At 40.0% G+C, this 22,141-nt stretch carries 18 protein-coding genes; 10 read left to right on the top strand and 8 right to left on the bottom strand.

Annotation, left to right across the window (positions count from 1 at the left end):
* Positions 1 to 48 precede the first annotated feature (48 nt).
* Positions 49 to 2,445, bottom strand: a complete 2,397-nt coding sequence (locus H5158_RS20105; protein WP_182740745.1) for a TonB-dependent receptor domain-containing protein — start codon at positions 2,443 to 2,445, stop codon at positions 49 to 51.
* 150 nt (positions 2,446 to 2,595) lie between these two features.
* On the opposite strand from H5158_RS20105, the gene H5158_RS20100 reads away from it, so the two are divergent.
* On the top strand, positions 2,596 to 3,123 hold the full coding sequence (locus H5158_RS20100; RefSeq protein WP_182717449.1) for a YaeQ family protein: 528 nt from the start codon (positions 2,596 to 2,598) through the stop codon (positions 3,121 to 3,123).
* Between the two features lie 4 nt (positions 3,124 to 3,127).
* On the opposite strand, the gene yfaE is transcribed toward H5158_RS20100, so the two are convergent.
* The 5 genes from yfaE to ubiG all read right to left on the bottom strand — a co-directional run bounded on the left by yfaE (position 3,128) and on the right by ubiG (position 8,677).
* A complete protein-coding gene (gene yfaE, locus H5158_RS20095; protein ID WP_145233207.1) occupies positions 3,128 to 3,400 on the bottom strand; it encodes a class I ribonucleotide reductase maintenance protein YfaE in 273 nt (90 codons plus the stop codon).
* Positions 3,400 to 4,530, bottom strand: coding sequence for a class Ia ribonucleoside-diphosphate reductase subunit beta (nrdB, locus tag H5158_RS20090; protein WP_145233209.1), 1,131 nt, complete (start codon positions 4,528 to 4,530; stop codon positions 3,400 to 3,402). The genes yfaE and nrdB overlap by 1 nt, the downstream gene beginning before the upstream one ends.
* A 69-nt stretch (positions 4,531 to 4,599) precedes the next feature.
* On the bottom strand, positions 4,600 to 6,882 hold the full coding sequence (nrdA, locus tag H5158_RS20085; RefSeq protein ID WP_145233211.1) for a class 1a ribonucleoside-diphosphate reductase subunit alpha: 2,283 nt from the start codon (positions 6,880 to 6,882) through the stop codon (positions 4,600 to 4,602).
* A 401-nt stretch (positions 6,883 to 7,283) separates the two neighbouring features.
* Positions 7,284 to 7,967 carry an HAD family hydrolase gene (locus H5158_RS20080; protein WP_182740744.1) on the bottom strand — a complete coding sequence of 228 codons (684 nt, stop codon included), beginning with the start codon at positions 7,965 to 7,967 and terminating at the stop codon, positions 7,284 to 7,286.
* The gene (ubiG, locus tag H5158_RS20075) at positions 7,967 to 8,677 is read right to left on the bottom strand and encodes a bifunctional 2-polyprenyl-6-hydroxyphenol methylase/3-demethylubiquinol 3-O-methyltransferase UbiG (protein ID WP_182740743.1); all 711 of its coding nucleotides are present in this window, start codon (positions 8,675 to 8,677) and stop codon (positions 7,967 to 7,969) included. The genes H5158_RS20080 and ubiG overlap by 1 nt, the downstream gene beginning before the upstream one ends.
* Before the next feature lie 179 nt (positions 8,678 to 8,856).
* Here ubiG and gyrA point away from each other — a divergent pair, with 179 nt between their 5' ends.
* The 9 genes from gyrA (at position 8,857) to pyrF (ending at position 19,155) form a co-directional block, all read left to right on the top strand.
* Positions 8,857 to 11,556, top strand: coding sequence for a DNA topoisomerase (ATP-hydrolyzing) subunit A (gene gyrA, locus H5158_RS20070; protein ID WP_145233217.1), 2,700 nt, complete (start codon positions 8,857 to 8,859; stop codon positions 11,554 to 11,556).
* A gap of 114 nt (positions 11,557 to 11,670) precedes the next feature.
* Entirely contained in the window at positions 11,671 to 12,753 is a 1,083-nt protein-coding gene (gene serC, locus H5158_RS20065) for a 3-phosphoserine/phosphohydroxythreonine transaminase (protein WP_182717451.1), read from the top strand.
* The gene (aroA, locus tag H5158_RS20060; protein ID WP_182730600.1) at positions 12,753 to 14,030 is read left to right on the top strand and encodes a 3-phosphoshikimate 1-carboxyvinyltransferase; all 1,278 of its coding nucleotides are present in this window, start codon (positions 12,753 to 12,755) and stop codon (positions 14,028 to 14,030) included. The genes serC and aroA overlap by 1 nt, the downstream gene beginning before the upstream one ends.
* A 107-nt stretch (positions 14,031 to 14,137) precedes the next feature.
* On the top strand, positions 14,138 to 14,848 hold the full coding sequence (cmk, locus tag H5158_RS20055) for a (d)CMP kinase (RefSeq protein ID WP_149982486.1): 711 nt from the start codon (positions 14,138 to 14,140) through the stop codon (positions 14,846 to 14,848).
* 93 nt (positions 14,849 to 14,941) lie between these two features.
* Positions 14,942 to 16,609 (top strand): 30S ribosomal protein S1, encoded by a 1,668-nt coding sequence (rpsA, locus tag H5158_RS20050; RefSeq protein ID WP_029216020.1) that lies wholly within the window; start codon positions 14,942 to 14,944, stop codon positions 16,607 to 16,609.
* A gap of 62 nt (positions 16,610 to 16,671) precedes the next feature.
* Positions 16,672 to 16,959, top strand: coding sequence for an integration host factor subunit beta (ihfB, locus tag H5158_RS20045; protein WP_016707218.1), 288 nt, complete (start codon positions 16,672 to 16,674; stop codon positions 16,957 to 16,959).
* A 21-nt stretch (positions 16,960 to 16,980) separates the two neighbouring features.
* Entirely contained in the window at positions 16,981 to 17,262 is a 282-nt protein-coding gene (locus tag H5158_RS20040) for a lipopolysaccharide assembly protein LapA domain-containing protein (protein WP_016707217.1), read from the top strand.
* A gap of 2 nt (positions 17,263 to 17,264) precedes the next feature.
* The gene (gene lapB / locus H5158_RS20035) at positions 17,265 to 18,401 is read left to right on the top strand and encodes a lipopolysaccharide assembly protein LapB (RefSeq protein ID WP_145233226.1); all 1,137 of its coding nucleotides are present in this window, start codon (positions 17,265 to 17,267) and stop codon (positions 18,399 to 18,401) included.
* Positions 18,402 to 18,450: 49 nt separating this feature from the next.
* A complete protein-coding gene (gene pyrF / locus H5158_RS20030) occupies positions 18,451 to 19,155 on the top strand; it encodes an orotidine-5'-phosphate decarboxylase (RefSeq protein ID WP_182740742.1) in 705 nt (234 codons plus the stop codon).
* Positions 19,156 to 19,375: 220 nt separating this feature from the next.
* On the opposite strand, the gene H5158_RS20025 is transcribed toward pyrF, so the two are convergent.
* Complete coding sequence (locus H5158_RS20025) at positions 19,376 to 20,323, bottom strand: hypothetical protein (protein WP_182740741.1); 948 nt, start codon at positions 20,321 to 20,323, stop codon at positions 19,376 to 19,378.
* Positions 20,324 to 20,902: 579 nt separating this feature from the next.
* Positions 20,903 to 21,856, bottom strand: a complete 954-nt coding sequence (locus H5158_RS20020; RefSeq protein ID WP_182740740.1) for a DUF4365 domain-containing protein — start codon at positions 21,854 to 21,856, stop codon at positions 20,903 to 20,905.
* Positions 21,857 to 22,141 lie beyond the last annotated feature (285 nt).

Below are 22,141 nucleotides of genomic sequence, written 5' to 3'. Positions count from 1 at the left end.
CCGCGCTAATAACTATTAGCGCGGCTTTTTTATGGTTATTTACTGAGTTCAGAAATAACCACGTAGACCAATTCTAAAGTTACGCCCGGGTAGTGGCGCTTCATCTTTAATAAATGAACTATGTACAAAACCCAGTTCATCCGTAATATTATCAACGTTGATATAAAACTGTGTATCTACCGGACCGACACTTAATTGGTAATTTGCTTGCGCATCAAACAGTGTATAGCTATCAGTTGCGGTTTCATAAGCCGTAATATCACGTTGTTCAAAGTAGTGTGTGCCAGTTAAGCTGAACTGCCAATCACTGATATTATACTGTAATTCTGAACCTAACTTATTTGCCGGAATACGCGGTAAATACCCTTCATCATCAGCAAGTTTTGCAGTGGTTGAGTCACCAAATACTTTTACCATCGCATTTGAATTTAATTGATAATGTGCGTCAAATTCAATGCCGTATAATTTCGCATCTTTACTGACAAATTGATAAACAGCCATACCATCATCGTGGCCAGGCTCTGCAGCTTCAAGGCCGTGCTCTTCATCAAACACTAACCCCGTGTTCTGCTGATAGTAAAAATTGGCAATGTCGTTATAGAAAAAGTTAACCGTATAACCAAAATCGCCACTAAAGCGTCTAAAGCCAAAATCAATATTGGTTGATGTTTCTTGTTTGATATTTTCAGGTTCGAAGTGAATTTCACCGTCTTCTATCGCGTAGCCTAAACCAAGCTCATAGGTGCCAGTTGCAATATGGACACCATTTGATAATAGCTCGGCTGATAACGGTGCGCGTTCAGAGTGTGACACGCTCAGCGCAATACTTTGTCCGGGTGTATATTGCCAAATAGCGCCTGCTGAAGCGCTCAGATTAGTAAAGCTTTTACTGTAAGGCGTTATTTCATTGGCATGTTCATCAGTATGATCATCTTCATGGTCATGGTCATGGTCATGCGCAGCAGCACCGACATTACTATCAATATTATAATCTTCAATACGCGCACCTAATTCTAATGTCACGTCGCCAAACTGTTTTTCTTCGAGGATAAATAATGCATGAGTAGTCGTTTTGCTAGCGGGTGTGAAGGCTTCTTCACCATCGGCATCATAATCAGAGTCACTAAAATGATAACCAGCCATACCATGCCAATTACCTAACTTATGCTCAATATTTAAACGTGCTTCAGTGGTTTCATTACTAAAGATAGTACCGATCGCGCCATCTTCAATTTCAGCATGGCGATAATCAGTATAACCTAGACGTAAATTAATAGTTTCAATCCAGTTGTTGTGTAATGCATAGCTCATCAAACCTTGCCAGCGATCTTGTTCTACACGCGCATAAACGGCTTCTTCTTCGCCTTCATCATGCTCGTGTTCGTGATCATGGCCATGTTCATGTTCATGGCTATGTGCTGGAATACCGTAATCGGTTTCAATACGGCCATAAGAAACACCTAGCGTTAAATGCTCACCTACATAGCTGGTACCAAAGTTAACGGTTTGGCTATCAATAAAGGTATTTTTTACCGAGGTGGCTGTTTCATGCTCTTCTTCGTCATGACCCTCATGATCTTCGTGCTCTTCTTCAGGTAAGTTAAAACGCGGAGTTTGGTAGTCATCACCAGTGCGTTTGGTACCGTCAAAATGGAAGTTAAAGTTGTTATGGCCCGTCTCAAGCTTGGCAGCATAGGTGTTGGCATTTGAAACCGTGTCATGGCTGTATTCAACAGCCCCAGTTAACTGCTCGATATTATCAGTTGGAATGCGGTTATCTACTACGTTAACTACGCCACCAATCGCGCCTGAGCCATAAAGTAGCGTAGCTGGGCCACGCAAAACTTCAATCTGTTCTGCAGCTAGGCTGTCATTCGATGTTGCGTGATCTGGGCCAATACGTGACGCATCGCTGCTGTCTAAGCCATTTTGGGTGATTTTAACGCGAGGGCCATCTAGGCCACGGATTATAGGGCTAGATGAAACAGGGCCAAAATAGCTGGCATTAACACCTGGAAGGCCTTTGAGCGTTTCGCCTAACGTGGGTTTTGCTTTATTGCGCAGTTCATCACCACTGAGTACACTCACTGGTGAAATCATCTCTAAGCTATTTTTATGCAGGGCAGAGGCATACACAACGACAGATTCAACTGACGTAGGTACAAGCGTGATATTTAGAGCAGAACTGGTTTCAGTTACTTGAACTCTAGCATCAACAAAATTATTTTTACTAATATGTAATTGGCTATTAGCATCAATATTAATACTAAATCGGCCATTCTCGTCAGTTTTAATTGACTGTGCTTTACCGTGTACGTGCACATCGGCATAGCTGAGTGGTTGCTTGTTATTGTCAAAAACTTGCCCAGTTACCAGCGCAGCATGAGCAGAAAAAGAGCTTAAAGCAGTGATAATTGCAGTTGATATTAATGAATGTCGGATCATGGTTACTACGTTGTTGCTATTATGTTGTGATATAATATAACACCATCATTTGTGCTGATCAATAATGTTATACCATAACTTTTAAAATAAACGTGCTTATATCAGATTGGGCTATACTCAATAGGAGTAACGGCGAGACTGGTGAATATTATGTCTGATAAAACACGTATTTTTAAAGCACGATTTAGCATAGCTGATCTGCGTCATCAGCGTAATCACAAAGAAATTTTTACCACAGCGTTGACTAAAAATGAAACACTGGAGCATTTTGTTTTAAAGCTGTTAGGCTATTGTATTTTATCTTATGACAGCCATGCAGTGCTTAATAAACTTGCTGATAAACTACAGCCAGATGTAGGAATTCAAGCGTTGGATGAACATTATAAAACCTGGTTAAGTGTTGATAAACCTGACCTTGATGAATTAGTTAAGATCGCTAAGCAAGTGGATGAATTATTAATTTTAACAACGGGCAATAGTGAATGGTTAACGCAATCTCAGTCACGGTTAAAGTTATTTGATAATAGCCATATTATTGAGATTGACCAGCAGTTTATTGATGATATTCAGGTGGATTTAACCCGCAGTTTAAATTGGGATGTAACCATAGATGAAAGTAGTTTAATGATCAGTGATAAAATACATTGCTATGAAACAAAGCAGTTTGACTGGCATTAACAAATTACTTCAAATTGAGAGTGATATTGCCATCGGGTTTACAGCAGCACAGCAGTACTTCTCCATCACGTACAAAGGCGAGTGGTTCTTCGTTATAGGTGACTTGCCCTGCTACTAGGGTTGCTCTACAGGCACCACAATATCCTTCTCTACACTGAAAAGGAATTTCATATTGCTGTTGTTCTAGGCAGTCTAAAAGGGAATGACAGCCAGTGTCAAAATCTACACACTGGCTATTATCTGCAAAGTGGATCTTTGCAGTTTTGTTGCTGGTCATTAGAGATCGAAGTCACCGAAATCAGAGGCATTAACTTGAGAGTCAATTTGGCCTACAAGGTATGAGCTGATCTCCGCTTCTTGTGGAGCAACTTGTACATTGTCTGACACTAACCATGAATTGATCCATGGGATAGGGTTACTGCTGGTTTTAAACTGTGTTGGTAAACCAACTGCAGTCATACGAGCATTAGTAATGTACTCAACGTATTGGCATAAAATATCTTTGTTTAAGCCAATCATTGAACCATCTTTAAACAGGTATTCAGCCCATTCTTTTTCTTGTTCAGCAGCATCAACAAACATCTTGATCGCTTCATCACGACACTGGGCTGCTACGATAGCCATTTCAGGATCGTCTTTACCATCTTGCATAATATTCAAAATATGCTGAGTACCAGAAAGATGAAGCGCTTCATCACGGGCGATCAGCTTAATAATTTTAGCGTTACCTTCCATTAATTCTCGCTCTGCAAACGCAAATGAACAGGCAAAGCTGACATAAAAACGGATCGCTTCTAAGATATTCACTGACATCATTGCAAGGTATAAAAGCTTTTTAAGTTCAAATAAACTGATATGAACTGTTTCGCCATTAAGTTCATGTTTACCTTCACCGTATAAGTTATACACAGCCACTTTATTAATTAATTCATCGTAATATTTAGTTACGGCATCAGCACGTTCACTGATCTTTTCGTTACTAACAATATCATCAAAAATAAGCTCAGGGGCTTGGGTAACGTTACGAATAATATGTGTATATGAACGGCTATGGATTGTTTCACTAAATGCCCATGTTTCAATCCAGGTCTCAAGTTCTGGGATCGACACAATTGGCAGTAACGCAACATTAGGCGAGCGACCTTGCACACTATCAAGCAATGTTTGATATTTTAAGTTACTTAAAAAGATATGTTTTTCGTGATCAGGTAAAGCCTGAAAATCTAACCGATCTTTACTTACATCGACTTCTTCAGGACGCCAAAAAAACGATAGTTGTTTTTCAATTAGCTTTTCGAAAATAGGGTACTTCTGTTGATCATAACGCGATACGTTAACGGTTTGGCCGAAAAACATCGGTTCTTGTAGTTGGTTATTATGGTTTCGGCTAAAAGTAGTATAAGACATAAGATCACTCAAAAAACGAACAGGGCAAAGCGGGCGTATAGCCCGCTTCCAATTTATATTTATTACCGATTAGATTTTACACGCACCGCCTGCACAATCATCATCTTCCACTTCTGGTGTATCTTCTTGCATATCAGATGCACCATCACGGGTGTTATGGTAGTAAAGGGTTTTAACGCCAAGTTTGTAAGCACCCAGTAAATCTTGTAATAAGACCTTCATTGGTACTTTACCACCTTCAAACTTATTTGGATCGTAGTTAGTATTGGCAGAAATTGTTTGGTCAACAAACTTTTGCATAATACCCACTAATTCTAAATAACCTTTATTTGATGGGATATCCCACAATAATTCATAATTATTTTTAAGGCGTTCATACTCAGGTACAACTTGTTTTAAAATACCATCTTTACTGGCTTTAACACTGATATGACCACGTGGTGGTTCAATACCATTAGTTGCATTTGAAATTTGCGACGATGTCTCAGATGGCATCAACGCAGATAACGTTGAGTTACGCATACCATGCTCTTTGATATTGGCACGTAATGTATCCCAATCTAAATGCAATGGTTCATCACAAATTTTATCCAAATCACGTTTGTACGTATCGGTTGGCATAATACCTTGCGAATACGTTGTTTCGTTAAATTTAGGACATGCACCACGTTCTTTAGCCAGTTCATTTGAGGCTTTCATTAGGTAATACTGAATTGCTTCAAATGTTTTGTGAGTCAATGCATTGGCACTGCCATCAGAATAACGTTTGCCATTTTTAGCAAGGTAATATGCGTAGTTGATTACGCCTATTCCGAGTGTACGACGGCCCATCGTTGCATTATGTGCTGCTGGCACCGGGTAGTCTTGGAAATCCAGTAAGTTATCAAGTGCACGTACCGCAAGTTCTGCAAGCTCTTCAAGTTCATCCAGTGACTCAATCGCACCTAAGTTAAAGGCCGACAGCGTACACAGTGCAATTTCACCTTCTTCATCATTAACATTGTTAAGTGGTTTAGTTGGCAATGCAATTTCTAAACATAAGTTAGATTGGCGAATTGGTGCCACTTTAGCAATGAATGGGCTGTGTGTATTACAGTGGTCAACATTTTGTAAATAGATGCGGCCAGTGCTAGCACGCTCTTGTGCAAACATTGAAAACAGCTCAATAGCTTTAATACGTTTTTTACGAATTGACTCGTCTTGTTCATATTGTACGTAAAGACGATCAAATTCATCTTGATCTTCAAAAAATGCATCATATAAACCAGGCACATCAGACGGGCTGAATAATGTGATGTAATCATCTTTGATCAAACGTGAGTACATTAGTTTATTAAACTGTACACCGTAATCTAAATGACGAACGCGGTTATCATCAACACCACGGTTGTTTTTAAGCACTAATAAGTTTTCAACTTCTAGATGCCAAAGTGGATAGAACAGGGTTGCTGCGCCACCACGGACACCACCTTGCGAACAACTTTTAACAGCCGTTTGAAAGTGCTTATAAAACGGGATACAACCGGTGTGGTATGCTTCACCATTGCGAATAGGGCTACCTAGTGCGCGAATACGACCAGCATTAATACCAATACCTGCACGTTGCGATACGTATTTTACAATCGCTGATGAGGTTGCATTAATTGAATCTAGGCTGTCACCGCATTCAATCAGTACACATGAACTGAATTGACGCGTAGGGGTACGAACTCCCGCCATAATAGGCGTAGGTAATGAAATTTTGAACAATGACACTGCATCGTAAAAACGCTTTATGTAGTCTAAACGCGTTTCTTTTGGGTAATCAGAGAACAAGCTTGCCGCAACTAAAATATATAAAAACTGTGCGCTTTCATAAATTTCACCCGTAACACGGTTTTGTACTAAATATTTACCTTCAAGCTGTTTAACAGCAGCATAGCTGAAGTTTAAATCACGTCCATGATCAAGGTATTCATCCAGTTGATCAATTTCTTGCTCTGTGTAGTCAGCTAGTAAGTGTGCATCGTAACGCTTATCTTCAACTAACTTAACGATATGATCATACAAGCGCGGTGGCTCAAATTGACCATAGGCTTTTTTACGCAAATGGAATACAGCTAAGCGGGCTGATAAATATTGATAATCAGGCGACTCTTTAGAGATCTGATCAGCGGCCGCTTTGATGATGGTTTCATGGATGTCTTCAGTACGAATACCATCATAAAACTGGATGTGCGATTTCAGCTCAACTTGTGAGACAGACACATTATTTAGACCTTCGGCGGCCCAAGCAATAACGCGATGGATCTTATCTAAATCAAGTGACTCTTTACGGCCGTCACGTTTGCTTACAGATAGCTGTTGGTTCATAGTTTTGCCTGTATTCCTTGGGATATAATATTTTTTAGTGACACATTTTTCTTAAAATAAATTTTTTATTGCAATAAAACTGTATTAGCGCGAATTTAATTGAATAACATTTAGCCACAACATCTGGTGTTCATCAAATTCTAGATCACAAGATAGTGTGGTATGCGATCATTTGCAAGGGGCATAAACGCCCCTAATTGTGGATAACGTTGGGATAACACGCTTGTGTTAGTAGCCATTAACCTTTGACCATCTGATTAAAATGAAATTTATAAAAATCAACTGATGATCGATTAAATTTACGCATTTTAAAAATAAATTTTGGCTGCTTTTTTTATCAACAAACAATGTGCAAAAAGTAACACGATCACAATATGTAGTGGTTAAAATTTGACATGGCACTATATATGGTTAAATGCATCAATAGGTGATTGCCAATTAAAATCGGCTTGCCAACTCAATGCTTCAGCTTCACTAGGGATGTAGCCCCACAACGCAGCAGCGCTGTGCATGTTTGCAGCCTTGGCTGCAATTATGTCACGCTGCGCATCACCGATATACAAACAACGATTCGGATCAACATCTAACAGTTGGGCTGTATGCAGTAAAGGTAAAGGTGATGGTTTAGCGATATCGAGGGTGTCACCACTGACAATTGCCTGTGCATCTTTGAGTTCAGCAATTGCAGCAACTAATGGAATAGTCAAAAACTCAGGTTTATTAGTCATGATCCCCCATTTGATCTGTTGTTGATCAAGCGCGATCAATAATTGTGCAATTCCAGTAAAGCATTGACTATGGGTGGCAATATTATCTGCGTAGGCCGTTAATAGCTGCTGGCGTAAGTCAGCTTGATTTGGGTGATCGTGCCATTGCTGACCAAATCCAGCTGCAAGCAGCGCCATTGCACCGTTAGAAGCTGCAGGACGATATATATCAGCGGTTACTAATGGTTGGTTATGATCAGCGAGTACGTAATTTAGCGCAGCCCCTAAATCATCTGCGGTATCGAGTAATGTACCGTCTAAATCAAAAATAAAGGCGTCGTAATCAATTGCGGGGGTTGCTGTGTTAAAACCAGCCATTACGCTAGTTTCTCAAAATGCAGAATATAATTAACGCTTACATCGGTATTTAAGCTGTACTGCTTTGATAAAGGGTTATAACTCAATCCCGCACTAGCACGTACTTTGAGGCCTACTTGTTCTGCCCATGCAATGAGTTGTGCTGGTTTGATAAACTTTTTGTGATCATGGGTTCCATCAGGCACCATCTTCAATAATTTTTCCGCCCCGATAATTGCGTACAAATATGCTTTTGGGGTTTTGTTTAATGTAGAGAAAAATACATCAGCACCAGGTTTCGCTAATTCTGCTACTGCATGAATGATAGATGCAGGGTCTGGCACATGCTCTAACATTTCCATACAAGTAATTGTATCAAAGCGGGCAGGGTGTTCGCTGGCATACTGTTCGGCAGGTATTTTTATATAGTCAACGTTTACACCGGTTTCTAAACTGTGCAGTTTCGCAACGGTTAACGGCTCTTGACCCATATCAATACCAGTCACATGTGCGCCCATTCGCGCCATACTTTCACTCAATATACCGCCACCACAGCCGACATCGAGTGTTTCTTTGTCGAATAAGCCTTTGGCCTTGTCGGCAATAAAATCTAATCTTAATGGATTAATTTCATGAAGGGGTTTAAATTCGCCTTCACGATCCCACCAACGCTCAGCGATGGCTTCAAACTTTGCAATTTCTGCACTATCTACATTCTGATGTTCGGTCATAAAAAACTTCCTCGTCAATCTCAGGCCATTATATAGGGGTAAATTAATAAATCGCAAAGATTTAGCGCCTGTAAATCTAAATAAATTGTGGTAGCATGACTTGGTAATAATAACTAAATCCCCGCAAGCGCCCATATGTGGCACTTTCGTGGGTCAATACTGAAGGAATGTGATATCAAATGACTGATTTCGCCAATGAAATTCTGCCAGTCAATATTGAAGACGAGTTAAAAAACTCCTATTTAGATTACGCAATGAGCGTAATAGTAGGACGAGCACTACCAGACGTACGTGATGGTTTAAAACCTGTTCACCGCCGCGTTTTGTTTGCTATGAACGAGCTTAATAATGATTGGAATAAGCCTTACAAAAAATCAGCCCGTGTGGTTGGTGATGTAATTGGTAAATACCATCCCCATGGCGACAGTGCGGTGTATGACACAATCGTACGTATGGCCCAGCCATTCTCTTTACGTTATATGTTAGTTGACGGCCAAGGTAACTTTGGTTCAGTTGATGGTGACTCAGCAGCAGCAATGCGTTATACCGAAGTCCGTATGGCGAAAATGTCTCATGAGCTTTTGGCTGATCTTGAAAAAGAGACTGTTGATTTTGTACCTAACTATGATGGTACAGAGCAAATTCCTGACGTATTACCGACCAAAGTTCCTAACTTATTAGTGAACGGTTCATCGGGTATTGCGGTAGGTATGGCGACGAACATTCCTCCTCATAACTTAACTGAAGTTGTGAATGGCTGTTTAGCACTTATTCAAAACCCTGAATTAACCATTCATGAACTAATGGATTATATTCCGGGCCCAGATTTTCCAACTGCGGCAATTATCAACGGTAAAAAAGGCATTGAACAAGCCTATTTAACTGGCCGTGGCAAAGTGTACATGCGTGCACGTGCGGAAATTGAAGTTGACGAAAAAACCCATCGTGAAACGATCATCGTTCACGAGATCCCTTATCAAGTAAATAAAGCCCGCTTAATTGAAAAGATTGCTGAGCTTGTTAAAGATAAGAAGATTGAAGGCATTAGTGCATTACGTGATGAATCAGATAAAGACGGTATGCGTATCGTTATCGAGATCAAACGTGGTGACGTAGGCGAAGTGATCTTAAACAACCTGTATGCACAAACTCAGTTACAAACTGTGTTTGGTATGAACATGGTTGCGTTGATCAATAACCAGCCTAAGTGTTTCAACTTAAAAGAAATGCTTGAAGAATTCATCATTCACCGCCGTGAAGTAGTGACTCGTCGTACGGTATTTGACCTACGTAAAGCCCGCGATCGTGCACACATGCTTGAAGGCTTAGCAATTGCACTTGCTAACATTGACCCAATTATCGAGCTTATTCGTAACTCACCAACGCCAGCTGAAGCTAAAGTAGCACTTGCTAGCCGCCCGTGGGAATTAGGTAATGTAAAAGCCATGCTTGAAAAAGCCGGTGAAGCAAATGTTGCCCGTCCAGATTGGTTAGCGGATGACTTAGGCATTCGTGATGGTCAGTATTATATTTCTGAGCAACAAGCCCAAGCAATTCTAGATTTACGCTTACACAAGCTTACTGGTCTTGAACATGAAAAGATTCTAAGCGAATACCAAACGTTATTAGATTTAATTGCCGAGCTTTTATATATTCTTGCTAATCCTGAGCGTTTAATGGAAGTTATCCGCGATGAGTTAGTTGAAATTAAAGAGCAATACGGCGACGAACGTCGTACTGAAATTAATGCAGCGGCTCATGATATTAGTCTTGAAGACTTGATCACAGAAGAAGACGTAGTAGTAACCCTATCTCACGAAGGGTATGTGAAGTATCAGCCATTGTCTGATTACGAAGCACAGCGCCGTGGTGGTAAAGGTAAATCAGCAACCAAGATGAAAGATGAAGATTTCATTGAACGTCTACTAGTTGCTAATACTCACGATACTATTTTATGTTTCTCAACGGCAGGTCGCTTATATTGGCTTAAAGTGTATCAATTACCACTTGCCAGTCGTGCAGCCCGTGGTAAGCCAATTGTAAACTTATTGCCGCTTGAAGCAGACGAACGTATTACGGCTATCTTGCCAGTACGTGAGTATGAAGAAAATAAATACATCTTTATGGCAACTGCATTTGGTACCGTGAAGAAAACACCATTGACTGCGTATAGCCGTCAACGTGCTAGCGGTATTATTGCCGTTAACTTAAACGACGGTGATAGCTTGATTGGTGTCGATATCACTGATGGTAGCAACGAAATCATGTTGTTTACTGATGCTGGTAAAGTTGTTCGCTTTAAAGAAGCCGAAGAATCACCTGTTTTAGATGAAAACGGCAACCCAGTACTTGATGAAAACGGTAACCCGGAAATCAAGTTCAAGGGTGTTCGTCAGATGGGCCGAACTGCAACAGGTGTTCGTGGTATTAAGATGGCTGAAGGCCAACGTGTTGTATCATTAATTGTACCTAAGACGAATGGTGCTATCTTAACCGTGACAGAAAACGGCTACGGTAAGCGTACATTGCTCAGTGACTACCCTGCTAAGAGTCGTGCGACTCAAGGTGTGGTATCAATCAAAGTAAGTGAGCGTAACGGTGCTGTAGTTGGTGCTGTACAAGTTGACGATAACGATGAAATCATGATTATCTCTAATCGAGGTACTCTGGTGCGAACTCGCGTTAATGAAGTTTCTACCGTTGGGCGAAATACCCAAGGTGTTATTTTGATAAGAACTATTGACGAAGAGCAAGTAGTTGGTTTACAACGTATCGAAGAGATCGAAATCGATGAGCTTAACGCTATTATCGAAGGTGAAAGCGTTGAACTAGTCGACACTGTTAATGATGACGCTGGGGATAATCCTCCAGAGGCATAACATTAATCATTAAAGCGGCTTCGGCCGCTTTTTTTTACTATAAAAATCAAAAAAATTAATTGTTAAAATTAGCAATTAAAAACAATTGTTAAATTACTGGAATGAGGAAAGGTAATGAGTATATATAATTTTTGTGCTGGGCCTGCAATGTTACCGCCAGCTGTGATGGAAAAAGCACAAAAAGAATTTCTTGATTGGCAAGATTTAGGTGTATCGGTGATGGAGATCAGTCACCGTAGTAAAGAATTTTTAGCATTAACGGCACAATGTGAAGCAAGCTTACGCCGGTTAATGAATATCAGCGATGAATTTGAAGTGCTGTTTATGCATGGCGGTGGTCGAGGCCAATTTGCTGCAGTGCCACTGAACCTGCACCAAGCAGGTAAAGACGCCGTATATTGTGAAAATGGTGTGTGGTCTAAAGGTGCGGTTGACGAAGCGGTTAAATTTACTACCGTCACTGAGCTTGATGTCCGTAATGACACAAATGAGCAATTTTCTATCAAACCAGTTAGTGAGTGGCAATTTCCAGCCGATCCTTCATACATCCACTATTGTCCAAATGAAACCATTGATGGCATTGAAGTGTTTGATGTACCAAGTCACCCAACAGCGCCGATCGTTGCAGACATGTCATCAACTATTTTATCGCGTGAGTTTGATGTTGATCAGTTTGATTTAATTTACGCTGGTGCACAAAAGAATATTGGTCCATCAGGCCTTGCCATTGTGATTATTCGTAAAACGTTGCTTGAGCGTGAAGGGGTTGCAAAGCCAGGTATATTTGATTACGCACTCGAAGTAAAACAAGGCAGCATGTATAACACGCCACCTACGTTTGCTTGGTATTTAGCGGCAGAAGTATTTGACTGGCTTGAGAAAAATGGTGGTGTTAAAGCCATGGAACAGCAAAATATAGCAAAAGCCGAACTGCTGTACGGCTTTATTGATGAATCACCGTTTTATAGCAATAAGGTTGCTAAGCATTGTCGTTCACGTATGAATGTGCCTTTTTGGCTCAATGATGAAAGCTTAAATGCACAGTTTTTAGCCCAAGCAAAAGAAGCTGGCTTACTTGCACTTGAAGGTCACCGTATTGTTGGCGGTATGCGTGCGAGTATTTACAACGCCATGCCACTTGCCGGTGTACAAGCGTTAGTTGACTTTATGGCGAAATTTGCCAAGGAGCACAGTTAATGGAGCAGTTACGCTTAGAGCCAATTAATCTAGTAAATGGCAGTGTTACCTTACCTGGCTCAAAAAGTTTATCAAATCGTATTTTATTGTTAGCGGCACTTGCGCAAGGCACAACGGTTGTAGAAAACTTATTAGACAGTGATGATATTCGTCATATGCTTGGTGCATTAAAATTATTGGGCGTTGATGTCAGTCTTAATGATGATAAAACTGTAGCCACTGTAAAAGGTGTTGGCGGGCAGTTTTTGACTCCAGCTGAGCCATTGTTTTTAGGTAATGCAGGCACTGCGTATCGCCCACTGACTGCGGTTTTAGCCGCTGTGAAGGGAAACTATGAACTAATTGGCGAGCCACGTATGGAGGAACGTCCAATTGGTCACCTAGTTGATGCATTACAAGCGCTCGGTGGGGATGTTAGTTATTTAAAAAATAAAGACTATCCGCCACTTAAAATTGTTGGTGGGCAAATTAATGGCGGCAACGTTGCAATTGATGGCAGTATTTCGAGCCAATTTCTTACCGCATTATTAATGGCTGCGCCGTTATTTAATGGCGATACGTGCATTACAATTAAGGGTACGCTGGTATCTAAACCGTATATTGATATTACCTTAGATGTAATGGCTCGCTTTGGCATATCGGTAACTCACGATAACTATAAAACCTTTACTGTAAAAGGTGCGCAGCAATACCAAGCTGTTGAGCGTATTATGGTTGAAGGGGATGCATCAAGTGCATCTTACTTTGTCGCTGCGGCGGCAATTGCCGGTGGTGAAATAGAGATCAAAGGCGTAGGCGCAAAATCTGTGCAAGGCGATATTGGCTTTGCAAAAGTGATGGAGCAGGTCGGTGCTAAAATAGATTGGTATGACGAGCGCTTAGTGGTACGTAAAGGCGAATTAAAAGGTGTGGATATCGATGCCAATGCTATTCCTGATGCGGCGATGACCCTTGCGACAGTGGCGTTATTTGCAGATGGTCCAACCGCTATTCGTAATATCTATAACTGGCGCGTAAAAGAAACTGATCGCTTACATGCAATGGCGACGGAGCTGCGTAAAGTGGGCGCTGAGGTAGTTGAAGGTGAAGATTTCATCGAAATAACACCGCCAAAACACTTTAACGATGTGGCGATTGATACCTATGACGACCACCGTATTGCGATGTGTTTTGCCATGGTAGCTGTAGGCGGCAAGCCAATAACTATCAATGATCCTAAGTGTACATACAAGACATTTCCAACATTTTTCAATGTACTAGCATCAGTTAGTCAATAAATGACTAAAGTTGAAATATAAAAAGTTACATACAAAAAGCGGATATATTTAATTAAGTAACGTATAATGTCGCAGTTTTATTTTGGTGTGCATTGCAGGAGGTTTAAATGCAGGCGTTATTAATGCCCGTGATCACCGTTGATGGCCCAAGTGGTTCAGGTAAAGGAACTGTTTGTCGCTTGTTAGCCGATAAATTAGGGTGGGATGTACTGGATAGTGGCGCGATTTATCGCGTATTAGCACTAGCAGCACTTCATCACCAAATTGCACTAGACAACGAAGAGGCATTGGTGCCTTTAGCTGCTAACTTAGATGTGCAGTTTTTAGTTGATAGTCAAACTAACGCTGGAAAGGTTATTCTGGAAGGTGAAGATGTATCAACAACAATTCGAAATGAAGAAGTAGGAGCTGCCGCTTCAAAAGTAGCAGCCTTACCGCGCGTTAGAGAAGCATTATTACGGCGCCAACGTGCATTTCGAACTGAAAATGGGCTAATAGCCGATGGCCGCGATATGGGCACTGTGGTGTTCCAAGATGCTCCATTAAAAATTTATTTAACCGCTAGTGCAGAAGAACGCGCGCGCCGACGTTTTGTTGAGTTGAATGAACGCGGTCTTGATGTTACACTAAGTGGTCTATTAGAAGATATTCAAGCACGTGATGACCGCGATATGAATCGTGCCGTTGCGCCGCTTGTACCAGCTGACGATGCTATTGAACTCGATACTAGCGAGCTTAATGCACAGCAAGTGTTTGATAAGGTTATGACTTTATTAGATGCAGCGATCGTCGAAGGTAAACTTCCAAAACGACGATAAACTATTTATGCGCCAGCAGGATGCCAGTGCTATTTTAACAACCCCATGCAGCATGGTTGCTTATTGGTAATAATATATGAGACGTATATTCGTATGTCAGAAAATTTTGCGCAGTTATTTGAAGAAAGCTTAAAGGGTTTTGAAGCAGAGCAAGGCTCTATCGTTAAAGGTACAGTTATCTCTATCGAGAACAACATTGTACTTGTAGATGCTGGTCTTAAATCAGAAAGTGCTATCCCTGCAGAGCAGTTCAAAAATGCTGCTGGTGAACTAGAAGTTGCTGTTGGCGACGAAGTAGATGTTGCACTAGATGCAATTGAAGACGGTTTCGGTGAAACTATCCTTTCTCGTGAGAAAGCGAAGCGTCACGAAGCGTGGATCCGTCTTGAGAAAGCATGTGAAGAGCAAGAGACTGTTACTGGTGTTATCAACGGTAAAGTTAAAGGCGGTTTCACTGTTGAAGTTGATTCAATCCGTGCTTTCCTACCTGGTTCACTTGTTGATGTTCGTCCAGTACGTGACACAACTCACCTTGAAGGCAAAGAGCTTGAATTTAAAGTAATCAAGCTTGATCAAAAACGTAACAACGTTGTAGTTTCACGTCGTGCAGTTATCGAATCTGAAAACTCACAAGAACGTGAAGAGCTTCTTGCTAACCTTGTTGAAGGTCAAGAAGTTAAAGGTATCGTTAAGAACCTTACTGACTACGGTGCATTCGTTGACCTTGGTGGTGTTGATGGTCTACTACACATTACTGATATGGCGTGGAAGCGTGTTAAGCACCCTTCAGAAATCGTTAATGTTGGCGACGAAATCGCAGTTAAAGTTCTTAAATTCGACAAAGATAAAACTCGTGTATCTCTAGGCCTTAAACAGCTTGGTGAAGATCCATGGGCAGCTATCGCTGGTCGTTACCCAGAAGGTTCTAAACTTTCTGGTCGTGTAACTAACCTTACAGATTACGGTTGCTTCGTAGAAATCGAAGAAGGCGTTGAAGGTCTAGTACACGTTTCTGAAATGGATTGGACTAACAAGAACATCCATCCTTCTAAAGTTGTTAGCTTAGGCGACACTGTTGAAGTTATGGTTCTTGAAATCGACGAAGAACGTCGTCGTATTTCACTTGGTCTTAAGCAATGTATTGCTAATCCTTGGCAAGAATTTGCTCGTCTTCAAAACAAAGGCGATCAAGTTACTGGTAAGATCAAATCAATCACTGACTTCGGTATCTTTATCGGTCTTGACGGTGGTATTGACGGTCTTGTACACCTTTCAGACATTTCTTGGAATACACCTGGCGAAGACGCTGTACGTGAATTCAAGAAAGGCGACGAAATCACTGCTATCGTATTGCAAGTTGACCCAGAGCGTGAACGTATCTCTCTAGGTGTTAAGCAAATCGAAGCTGACCCATTCAATAACTACCTTGATGCAAACAAAAAAGGTGCTATTGTTAAAGGTAAAGTGACAGAAGTTGATGCGAAAGGCGCAACTGTTGAACTTATCGAAGGCGTTGAAGGTTACATCCGTGTAGCTGATATCGCTCAAGAGCGCGTTGAAGATGCAACTACTGTTGTTTCTGTAGGCGACGAAATTGAAGTGAAATATGTTGGTGTTGATCGTAAGAACCGCACTTTAAGCCTTTCAGTTAAAGCTCTTTTCGAAGCAGAAGAGAAAGAAGTACTAGAAAAGCTTAAGAAAGAAGAGCCAGTGTTCGAAAACGCAATGGCAGCTGCATTCGCAAATGCACAAAAAGACTAATTAATCAGTCTTAATTGGAAGGGCAGTGTTGCCCTTCCTTTATCTCTTTTTAAGGAAACGTTATGACTAAGTCAGAATTGATAGAACAATTAGCCGAGCAACACGCGCATGTACCTGTGAAAGATGTTGAGAATGCTGTTAAAGAAATTCTTGAACAAATGGCCGGCTCATTATCAAGCTCAGATCGTATTGAAATCCGTGGCTTTGGTAGTTTCTCATTACACTTTCGTTCACCTCGCACAGGTCGTAATCCAAAGACTGGCGACACGGTTGAGTTAGAAGGTAAGCACGTACCACATTTTAAACCAGGCAAAGAGTTACGAGATCGCGTAAACGCGAGCATTGCCTAGTTATTTAGTTGGAGTAGTTACTTGTTTAGGGTATTAAAAATTATCCTGGTAGCAATATGCTTAATTTTTGCATTTGTACTTGGTTCGCAAAATCCACAGTTAGTGCAAATAAATTATATTATTGCCAGCAATACTTTACCCCTCGCAATGATAATAAGTATCTGCTTTGCTTTAGGTGTCGCAATTGGTTGTTTTATTAGCTTTAAATTGTTTTCGCAATTAAAGTGGCAAAACTATCGTTTGAAAAAAAAATTAGCGCCTGAAAAAGATAATAATAAGCTTGTTGCTAATAAAGACACCTAACTATGATTGAGCTTTTGTTTTTACTTTTACCTGTTGCGGCTGGTTATGGCTGGATCATGGGTAAAAATAGCGCTAAAAACCAAGCTCATCAACTTAATCGTCAGATCACATCTGAATACAGTAAAGGCTTAAAGTTTTTACTCGACAGAGAGGAAGATCAAGGCCTTGAGCACCTCATCAACTTGCTTGAAGTCGCCGCTGACTCTGTTGAACATTATTCTACATTAGCAACGATGTTTCGCCGCCGAGGTGAATTAGATCGTGCAATAAAAATCCACGAATTACTGCTCAAACACCCAAGCCTTAATGAACAACAAGCTGCTGCTAGTCGCCTTGAACTTGCTGAAGATTATATTATGGCGGGTTTGCTTGATGGCGCCGAAGAACATTTAGTGTGGTTAGTAAAAGCCAACCACAGTGATGCATTAGAGCCGATACTTAATTTATATTCGCAAACACGCGAATGGGAAAAGGGTATCAATATGTTCGAAGCACACAGTGATTTATTTTCAAAGCCGCAACATTTCAAAGCCATCGCTAACTTTTATTGTGAAGCTGCGTTGCTTAGCAATGATCCGCAAATTATGCGCAAAGCCATTAGCCTAAATCATAAAGCGATCCGTCCATTATATGAATTAGGTAAATCAGCATTTGCAAAAGAAGATTACGTAAAAGCAATTTATTATTGGCGTGAGCTGATCTGTAGTTTCACTTTTTTTGCTCCCTTGTTTATAGATGATTTAGCTCACAGTTATGAGCAATTAAACCTAACCCACCAATTTCATGAATTATTACAGCAGCTACTTGATAAGGGTGGGGTGCTAATAAAAATAAAACATTGCCAAGCATTACTTGAGCAAGGGCATACCGAACAAGCAATTAAATTTTTAACTGATAGTTTAAAACGTCAGCCGACAATTCGTGGCTTTAGTTTTTTATTACAGCTATTAGCAAAACAAAATAATGATATTAAAGATGTACTAGACCAAATAGATAAACTGGTCACATCTTATATTGCGACCAAGCCAGATTTTCAGTGCCAACACTGTGGCTTTACCAGTCATACAATTTATTGGGTTTGTCCTTCGTGCAAACATTGGGAAACCATAGTACCGAGCCGTGGTTTAGACGGTTTTTAGTTTTCTATAAAAATATTCACTTACTTCTACAATCAGTTTTAGGAAAGTTATGTCTCTCGAACATTCAAAAAAAGTTCTTATCGCCCTCGATTACGATGATCAGCAAACCGCTTTAAACTTTGTAAAGCAATTATCGCCTGATACATGTCGTTTAAAAGTAGGCAAAGAAATGTTTACCTATTTTGGACCTGCTTTTGTAAAAGAATTAATTGACCTTGGCTTTGACGTATTCTTAGATTTAAAGTTTCATGATATTCCAAATACGGTTGCCAAAGCGGTTACCGCAGCTGCCAAAATGGGTGTTTGGATGGTTAATGTTCACGCCAGTGGCGGTGTTGAAATGATGACTAAAGCCAAACAAGCGCTTGAGCAATTTGGTGATAAAGCGCCATTATTAATTGCCGTTACCGTTTTAACCAGTATGGATGAAAACGAACTAAAGCGTTTAGGTGTTGAAAAAACGCCTGCTGAGCAAGTTATCTATTTAGCAAAACTTGCAAAAGAGTCAGGCCTTGACGGGGTAGTGTGCTCAGCACAAGAAGCGCAAAGTTTAAAGGCTGCTTTAGGGAAAGAGTTTAAATTAGTTACGCCAGGTATTCGCCCAGCGGGCAGTGATGCAGGCGATCAAAAGCGTATTATGACACCAAAGCAAGCGATTGAAGATGGCAGTGATTACCTAGTTGTTGGCCGTCCAATCACACAAGCCGCAGACCCTGTTGCAACATTAAAAGAAATTAATGACTCGATAAAATAAACAGCGGTCTTTTAATTGGTACTATTACTACTATTACTAAGAACAAAGAGCAAAGTATTTACTTTGCTCTTTCTGTTTCTGGGTATACAAACTTAATAACTTGGCGATGAATAGGCTGGAATATGTCAGTTGCGGTTATTCAAAACACAATGTGGCAAAAGGCAAGACGCGACCCCATTTTCCGCGACCCCATTTTCCGCTTCGGCTACCCGATTAGGCTTTATTGGTGATCCCAAAACTTATAGTTTAATGATTTCTCTAGGGATTCTATTTTATTTTTAATCTGGGCTGCACCTGAAGATGAGATTTCACCTTTTTTATGCATTTTTGATATGCTTTCTTTTGTTTTTCTGCGCTCACTAAATCGTTGTCGATTTAGGTCTATACCTTGTGTAAAGCTCTTAGATATAAACTTTAAAATGTCTTCATACTTTATACAGAACTCTATGTATGGTTTAACAGAGTCTGTTATGTCTAGCCACTGACTATTCTGGTCAGCGATTTTATCGAAATCACATGATTTTATAATTGTACTATTCGGAATTCCAGTATTTTTAATTTTACTATCAACATAGACTTTACGTGCTAATTCAGAGCAATATGAGAATTTTTTGGCTGGTTTTCTTTTTGGTAAAATCACATACGGTTGCTTAATATAATAAGCGCACGTCTTACTAAGTAGCTCATTGTCCTTTTCTTTTAACCCTTTAAATCTAATAATACGCCAATCATCTTTAACGTCTTTTAAAACTTCAGAGATTAGTTTAAGCGAAACACCTATTTTAGGCACTGCATCTATACATATAAAATCAGCTTGAACAATCACAACATGACTCGAACGGGCGTTTGAGTAAACCGTTTTTTGTAAGCTTGCTAGTATCTTTGATGAGTTTGAAGTACCTGTAACAAGAACGACATCCCCTGTTTTCAGCTCATCTTTAAAGGTATTTAGTTTTTCAGTAAACTCGTTTTTTTCACCGCGAGTTAACTTTCTATATATCGGTAAGTGTTCACTTTTAATACCAGCATAAAATCCGAGCATATTTAACTTAGCATCAGGCATGCTTTTAAATTGCTCAATAACTTTATGTCCTGCGACTTCTCTTCCCATAGTTTGAAAAATGTTGGCGGTAGCTTGCATTTTTATTTGGTGCTTTAATTCTTCCACTTAATTATCCTTGTGCACCTACGCTGGAATAGATGAGGCTTAACGAGCCTGTAGAATTACTCGTCTTTAATTTATTTTTATTGATGCAATAACCATAGCCGAGTTGCTATTTTGATTCAATCGCTTAGTAATATTCGTGTTAAATTATTAAGCATGCAAATACTAAGCGCTAAGTTTCCCCTCATTTATTTCTCATTCCCTTCTCTTTGTGCAAAAAACTTAGTAAATTATTCACAAAGAGGTTAAGAGGCGCTGCGCTTAAGAGTAATACAGGTTCTAGGCCCAAAAGTATTTGCGCGTCTGGGGACACTACTACCTAATAGCCAACGCTTATCAGCTAACGGTGGATTTAGAACACTGGATACGCTGAAGGATAAGAATGTGCTACTGACAGTAGTGGCGTAAACCTCGCGCTAGGCAATGACTAATTGGCTTCACAAGGTTTAGTGTCATTGAGGGATATTTGGATCAATATTCATCACGGGAGATGAACCGCCCATTGCACTTCCTGTTAATAAAAAAGTTGATGATGGCTGGTGTGGGAGCTGGAGGAGACCTCCGGCTACCCGATTATAAAAATTACCAGTTCAAATCTTCTTCTGTGAATGTTCTACTATCGAATGGGGAAACTTCAGATAAATAATCATCAAGAATTAAAAATGAGTCACCTAATTCGTTCAGGTTAAGTTTTAAGGAATAATATGCACATTCACCATCTTCATGTGTTGGCAAAATTTCACTTTCATCAGGTTCAACATACCAGTCATCAAAGTCTTCACCAAAATAAACATCTCCAGTTTCAGGATCTTTGCCAACATAACATTCAGCAGACCATTGTGATTCGCTTTGCATTCTATGATGCTCAATATCCATTGAAAAATCTGCCCAAGGAATGAAGTGCTCTAAAGCTTCTTCAATAGACATATTTGGAGCATAAGTCATCGGCCAAATTTGTGAACTATCAGAACATGAAATTTTTATTTTATAGCGTGGTAATGATTTATTAACCCAATCAGTAAAACTAACGAATACTTCTTCACCTTCGTGAAGTTTTTTAATCCATTTAGAATCTAGCTTAAGTTTATTAATTCTTTTTATGTAAGGCTCTGGTTGGATTAACTTACTAAGTTGAAAAAAACTTTGATCATTGAGTTCATTTGTTTTTGGTATATGAACTTTCCAATCTTTACCTGTACTAGTTACAGTTTGATCATTGATCACCTGCCAATAAAGTTTATCTTGCTTTGGGTGGTAAAGAACTAAAATGACAGGAAGTGTATGATTTGCCCAATATTCAATGTGCTTACTTGTTGTTCTAAATACATAACTATTTAGTTTCTCTTCTTTAAAGAAACTTAAACCTGATTTAATCTGTATTGCAATTAAATCACCTGTAGGATAGTTAGCATCAGTTATTTCAACCTGAGCATCTATACCATAATCATGTATGGATTGTTCTCGAAAAAGCCATCCATTTTGTGAGAAATAAATATCTAAGCGTGCGACGCCCAATCTTTCTACTTGTGTATTCATATTACCGAGCCTAAATAATTTTTATGACATCTTATTGAACACCATTTTGGTGGTTTATAACACACCAAAACTGCTGTTAATAATCTTACCTGACAAAAATTACATCCTACACATCAACACATGTTTAAGTTTAACTTTTATCGGCGTCCGCTTCACGCTCACACTTGTCATTGAAGCTTATATAAACAAAAAGAGTAAAGCTTTCACTTTACTCTTTTCTATATCATTTTGAATTGACCGCTGACCGCTGACCGCTGACCGCTGACCGCTGACCGCTTACTTAAG

The sequence above is a fragment of the Pseudoalteromonas sp. SR45-6 genome (genome assembly GCF_014163545.1).
GTDB lineage: Bacteria > Pseudomonadota > Gammaproteobacteria > Enterobacterales > Alteromonadaceae > Pseudoalteromonas > Pseudoalteromonas rhizosphaerae.
This window is presented reverse-complemented; position numbering and strand designations above follow the sequence as displayed.

Excerpts from the sequence above, each read along its gene's own strand:
- H5158_RS20080 (WP_182740744.1), bottom strand. The coding sequence starts at position 7,967 with ATGGCTGGTTTTAACACAGCAACCCCCGCAATTGATTACGACGCCTTT.
- aroA (WP_182730600.1), top strand. The coding sequence starts at position 12,753 with ATGGAGCAGTTACGCTTAGAGCCAATTAATCTAGTAAATGGCAGTGTT.
- rpsA (WP_029216020.1), top strand. The coding sequence starts at position 14,942 with ATGTCAGAAAATTTTGCGCAGTTATTTGAAGAAAGCTTAAAGGGTTTT.
- pyrF (WP_182740742.1), top strand. The coding sequence starts at position 18,451 with ATGTCTCTCGAACATTCAAAAAAAGTTCTTATCGCCCTCGATTACGAT.
- cmk (WP_149982486.1), top strand. The coding sequence starts at position 14,138 with ATGCAGGCGTTATTAATGCCCGTGATCACCGTTGATGGCCCAAGTGGT.
- H5158_RS20020 (WP_182740740.1), bottom strand. The coding sequence starts at position 21,856 with ATGAATACACAAGTAGAAAGATTGGGCGTCGCACGCTTAGATATTTAT.
- H5158_RS20105 (WP_182740745.1), bottom strand. The coding sequence starts at position 2,445 with ATGATCCGACATTCATTAATATCAACTGCAATTATCACTGCTTTAAGC.
- nrdB (WP_145233209.1), bottom strand. The coding sequence starts at position 4,530 with ATGTCTTATACTACTTTTAGCCGAAACCATAATAACCAACTACAAGAA.
- nrdA (WP_145233211.1), bottom strand. The coding sequence starts at position 6,882 with ATGAACCAACAGCTATCTGTAAGCAAACGTGACGGCCGTAAAGAGTCA.
- serC (WP_182717451.1), top strand. The coding sequence starts at position 11,671 with ATGAGTATATATAATTTTTGTGCTGGGCCTGCAATGTTACCGCCAGCT.
- ihfB (WP_016707218.1), top strand. The coding sequence starts at position 16,672 with ATGACTAAGTCAGAATTGATAGAACAATTAGCCGAGCAACACGCGCAT.
- ubiG (WP_182740743.1), bottom strand. The coding sequence starts at position 8,677 with ATGACCGAACATCAGAATGTAGATAGTGCAGAAATTGCAAAGTTTGAA.
- lapB (WP_145233226.1), top strand. The coding sequence starts at position 17,265 with ATGATTGAGCTTTTGTTTTTACTTTTACCTGTTGCGGCTGGTTATGGC.
- H5158_RS20100 (WP_182717449.1), top strand. The coding sequence starts at position 2,596 with ATGTCTGATAAAACACGTATTTTTAAAGCACGATTTAGCATAGCTGAT.
- gyrA (WP_145233217.1), top strand. The coding sequence starts at position 8,857 with ATGACTGATTTCGCCAATGAAATTCTGCCAGTCAATATTGAAGACGAG.
- yfaE (WP_145233207.1), bottom strand. The coding sequence starts at position 3,400 with ATGACCAGCAACAAAACTGCAAAGATCCACTTTGCAGATAATAGCCAG.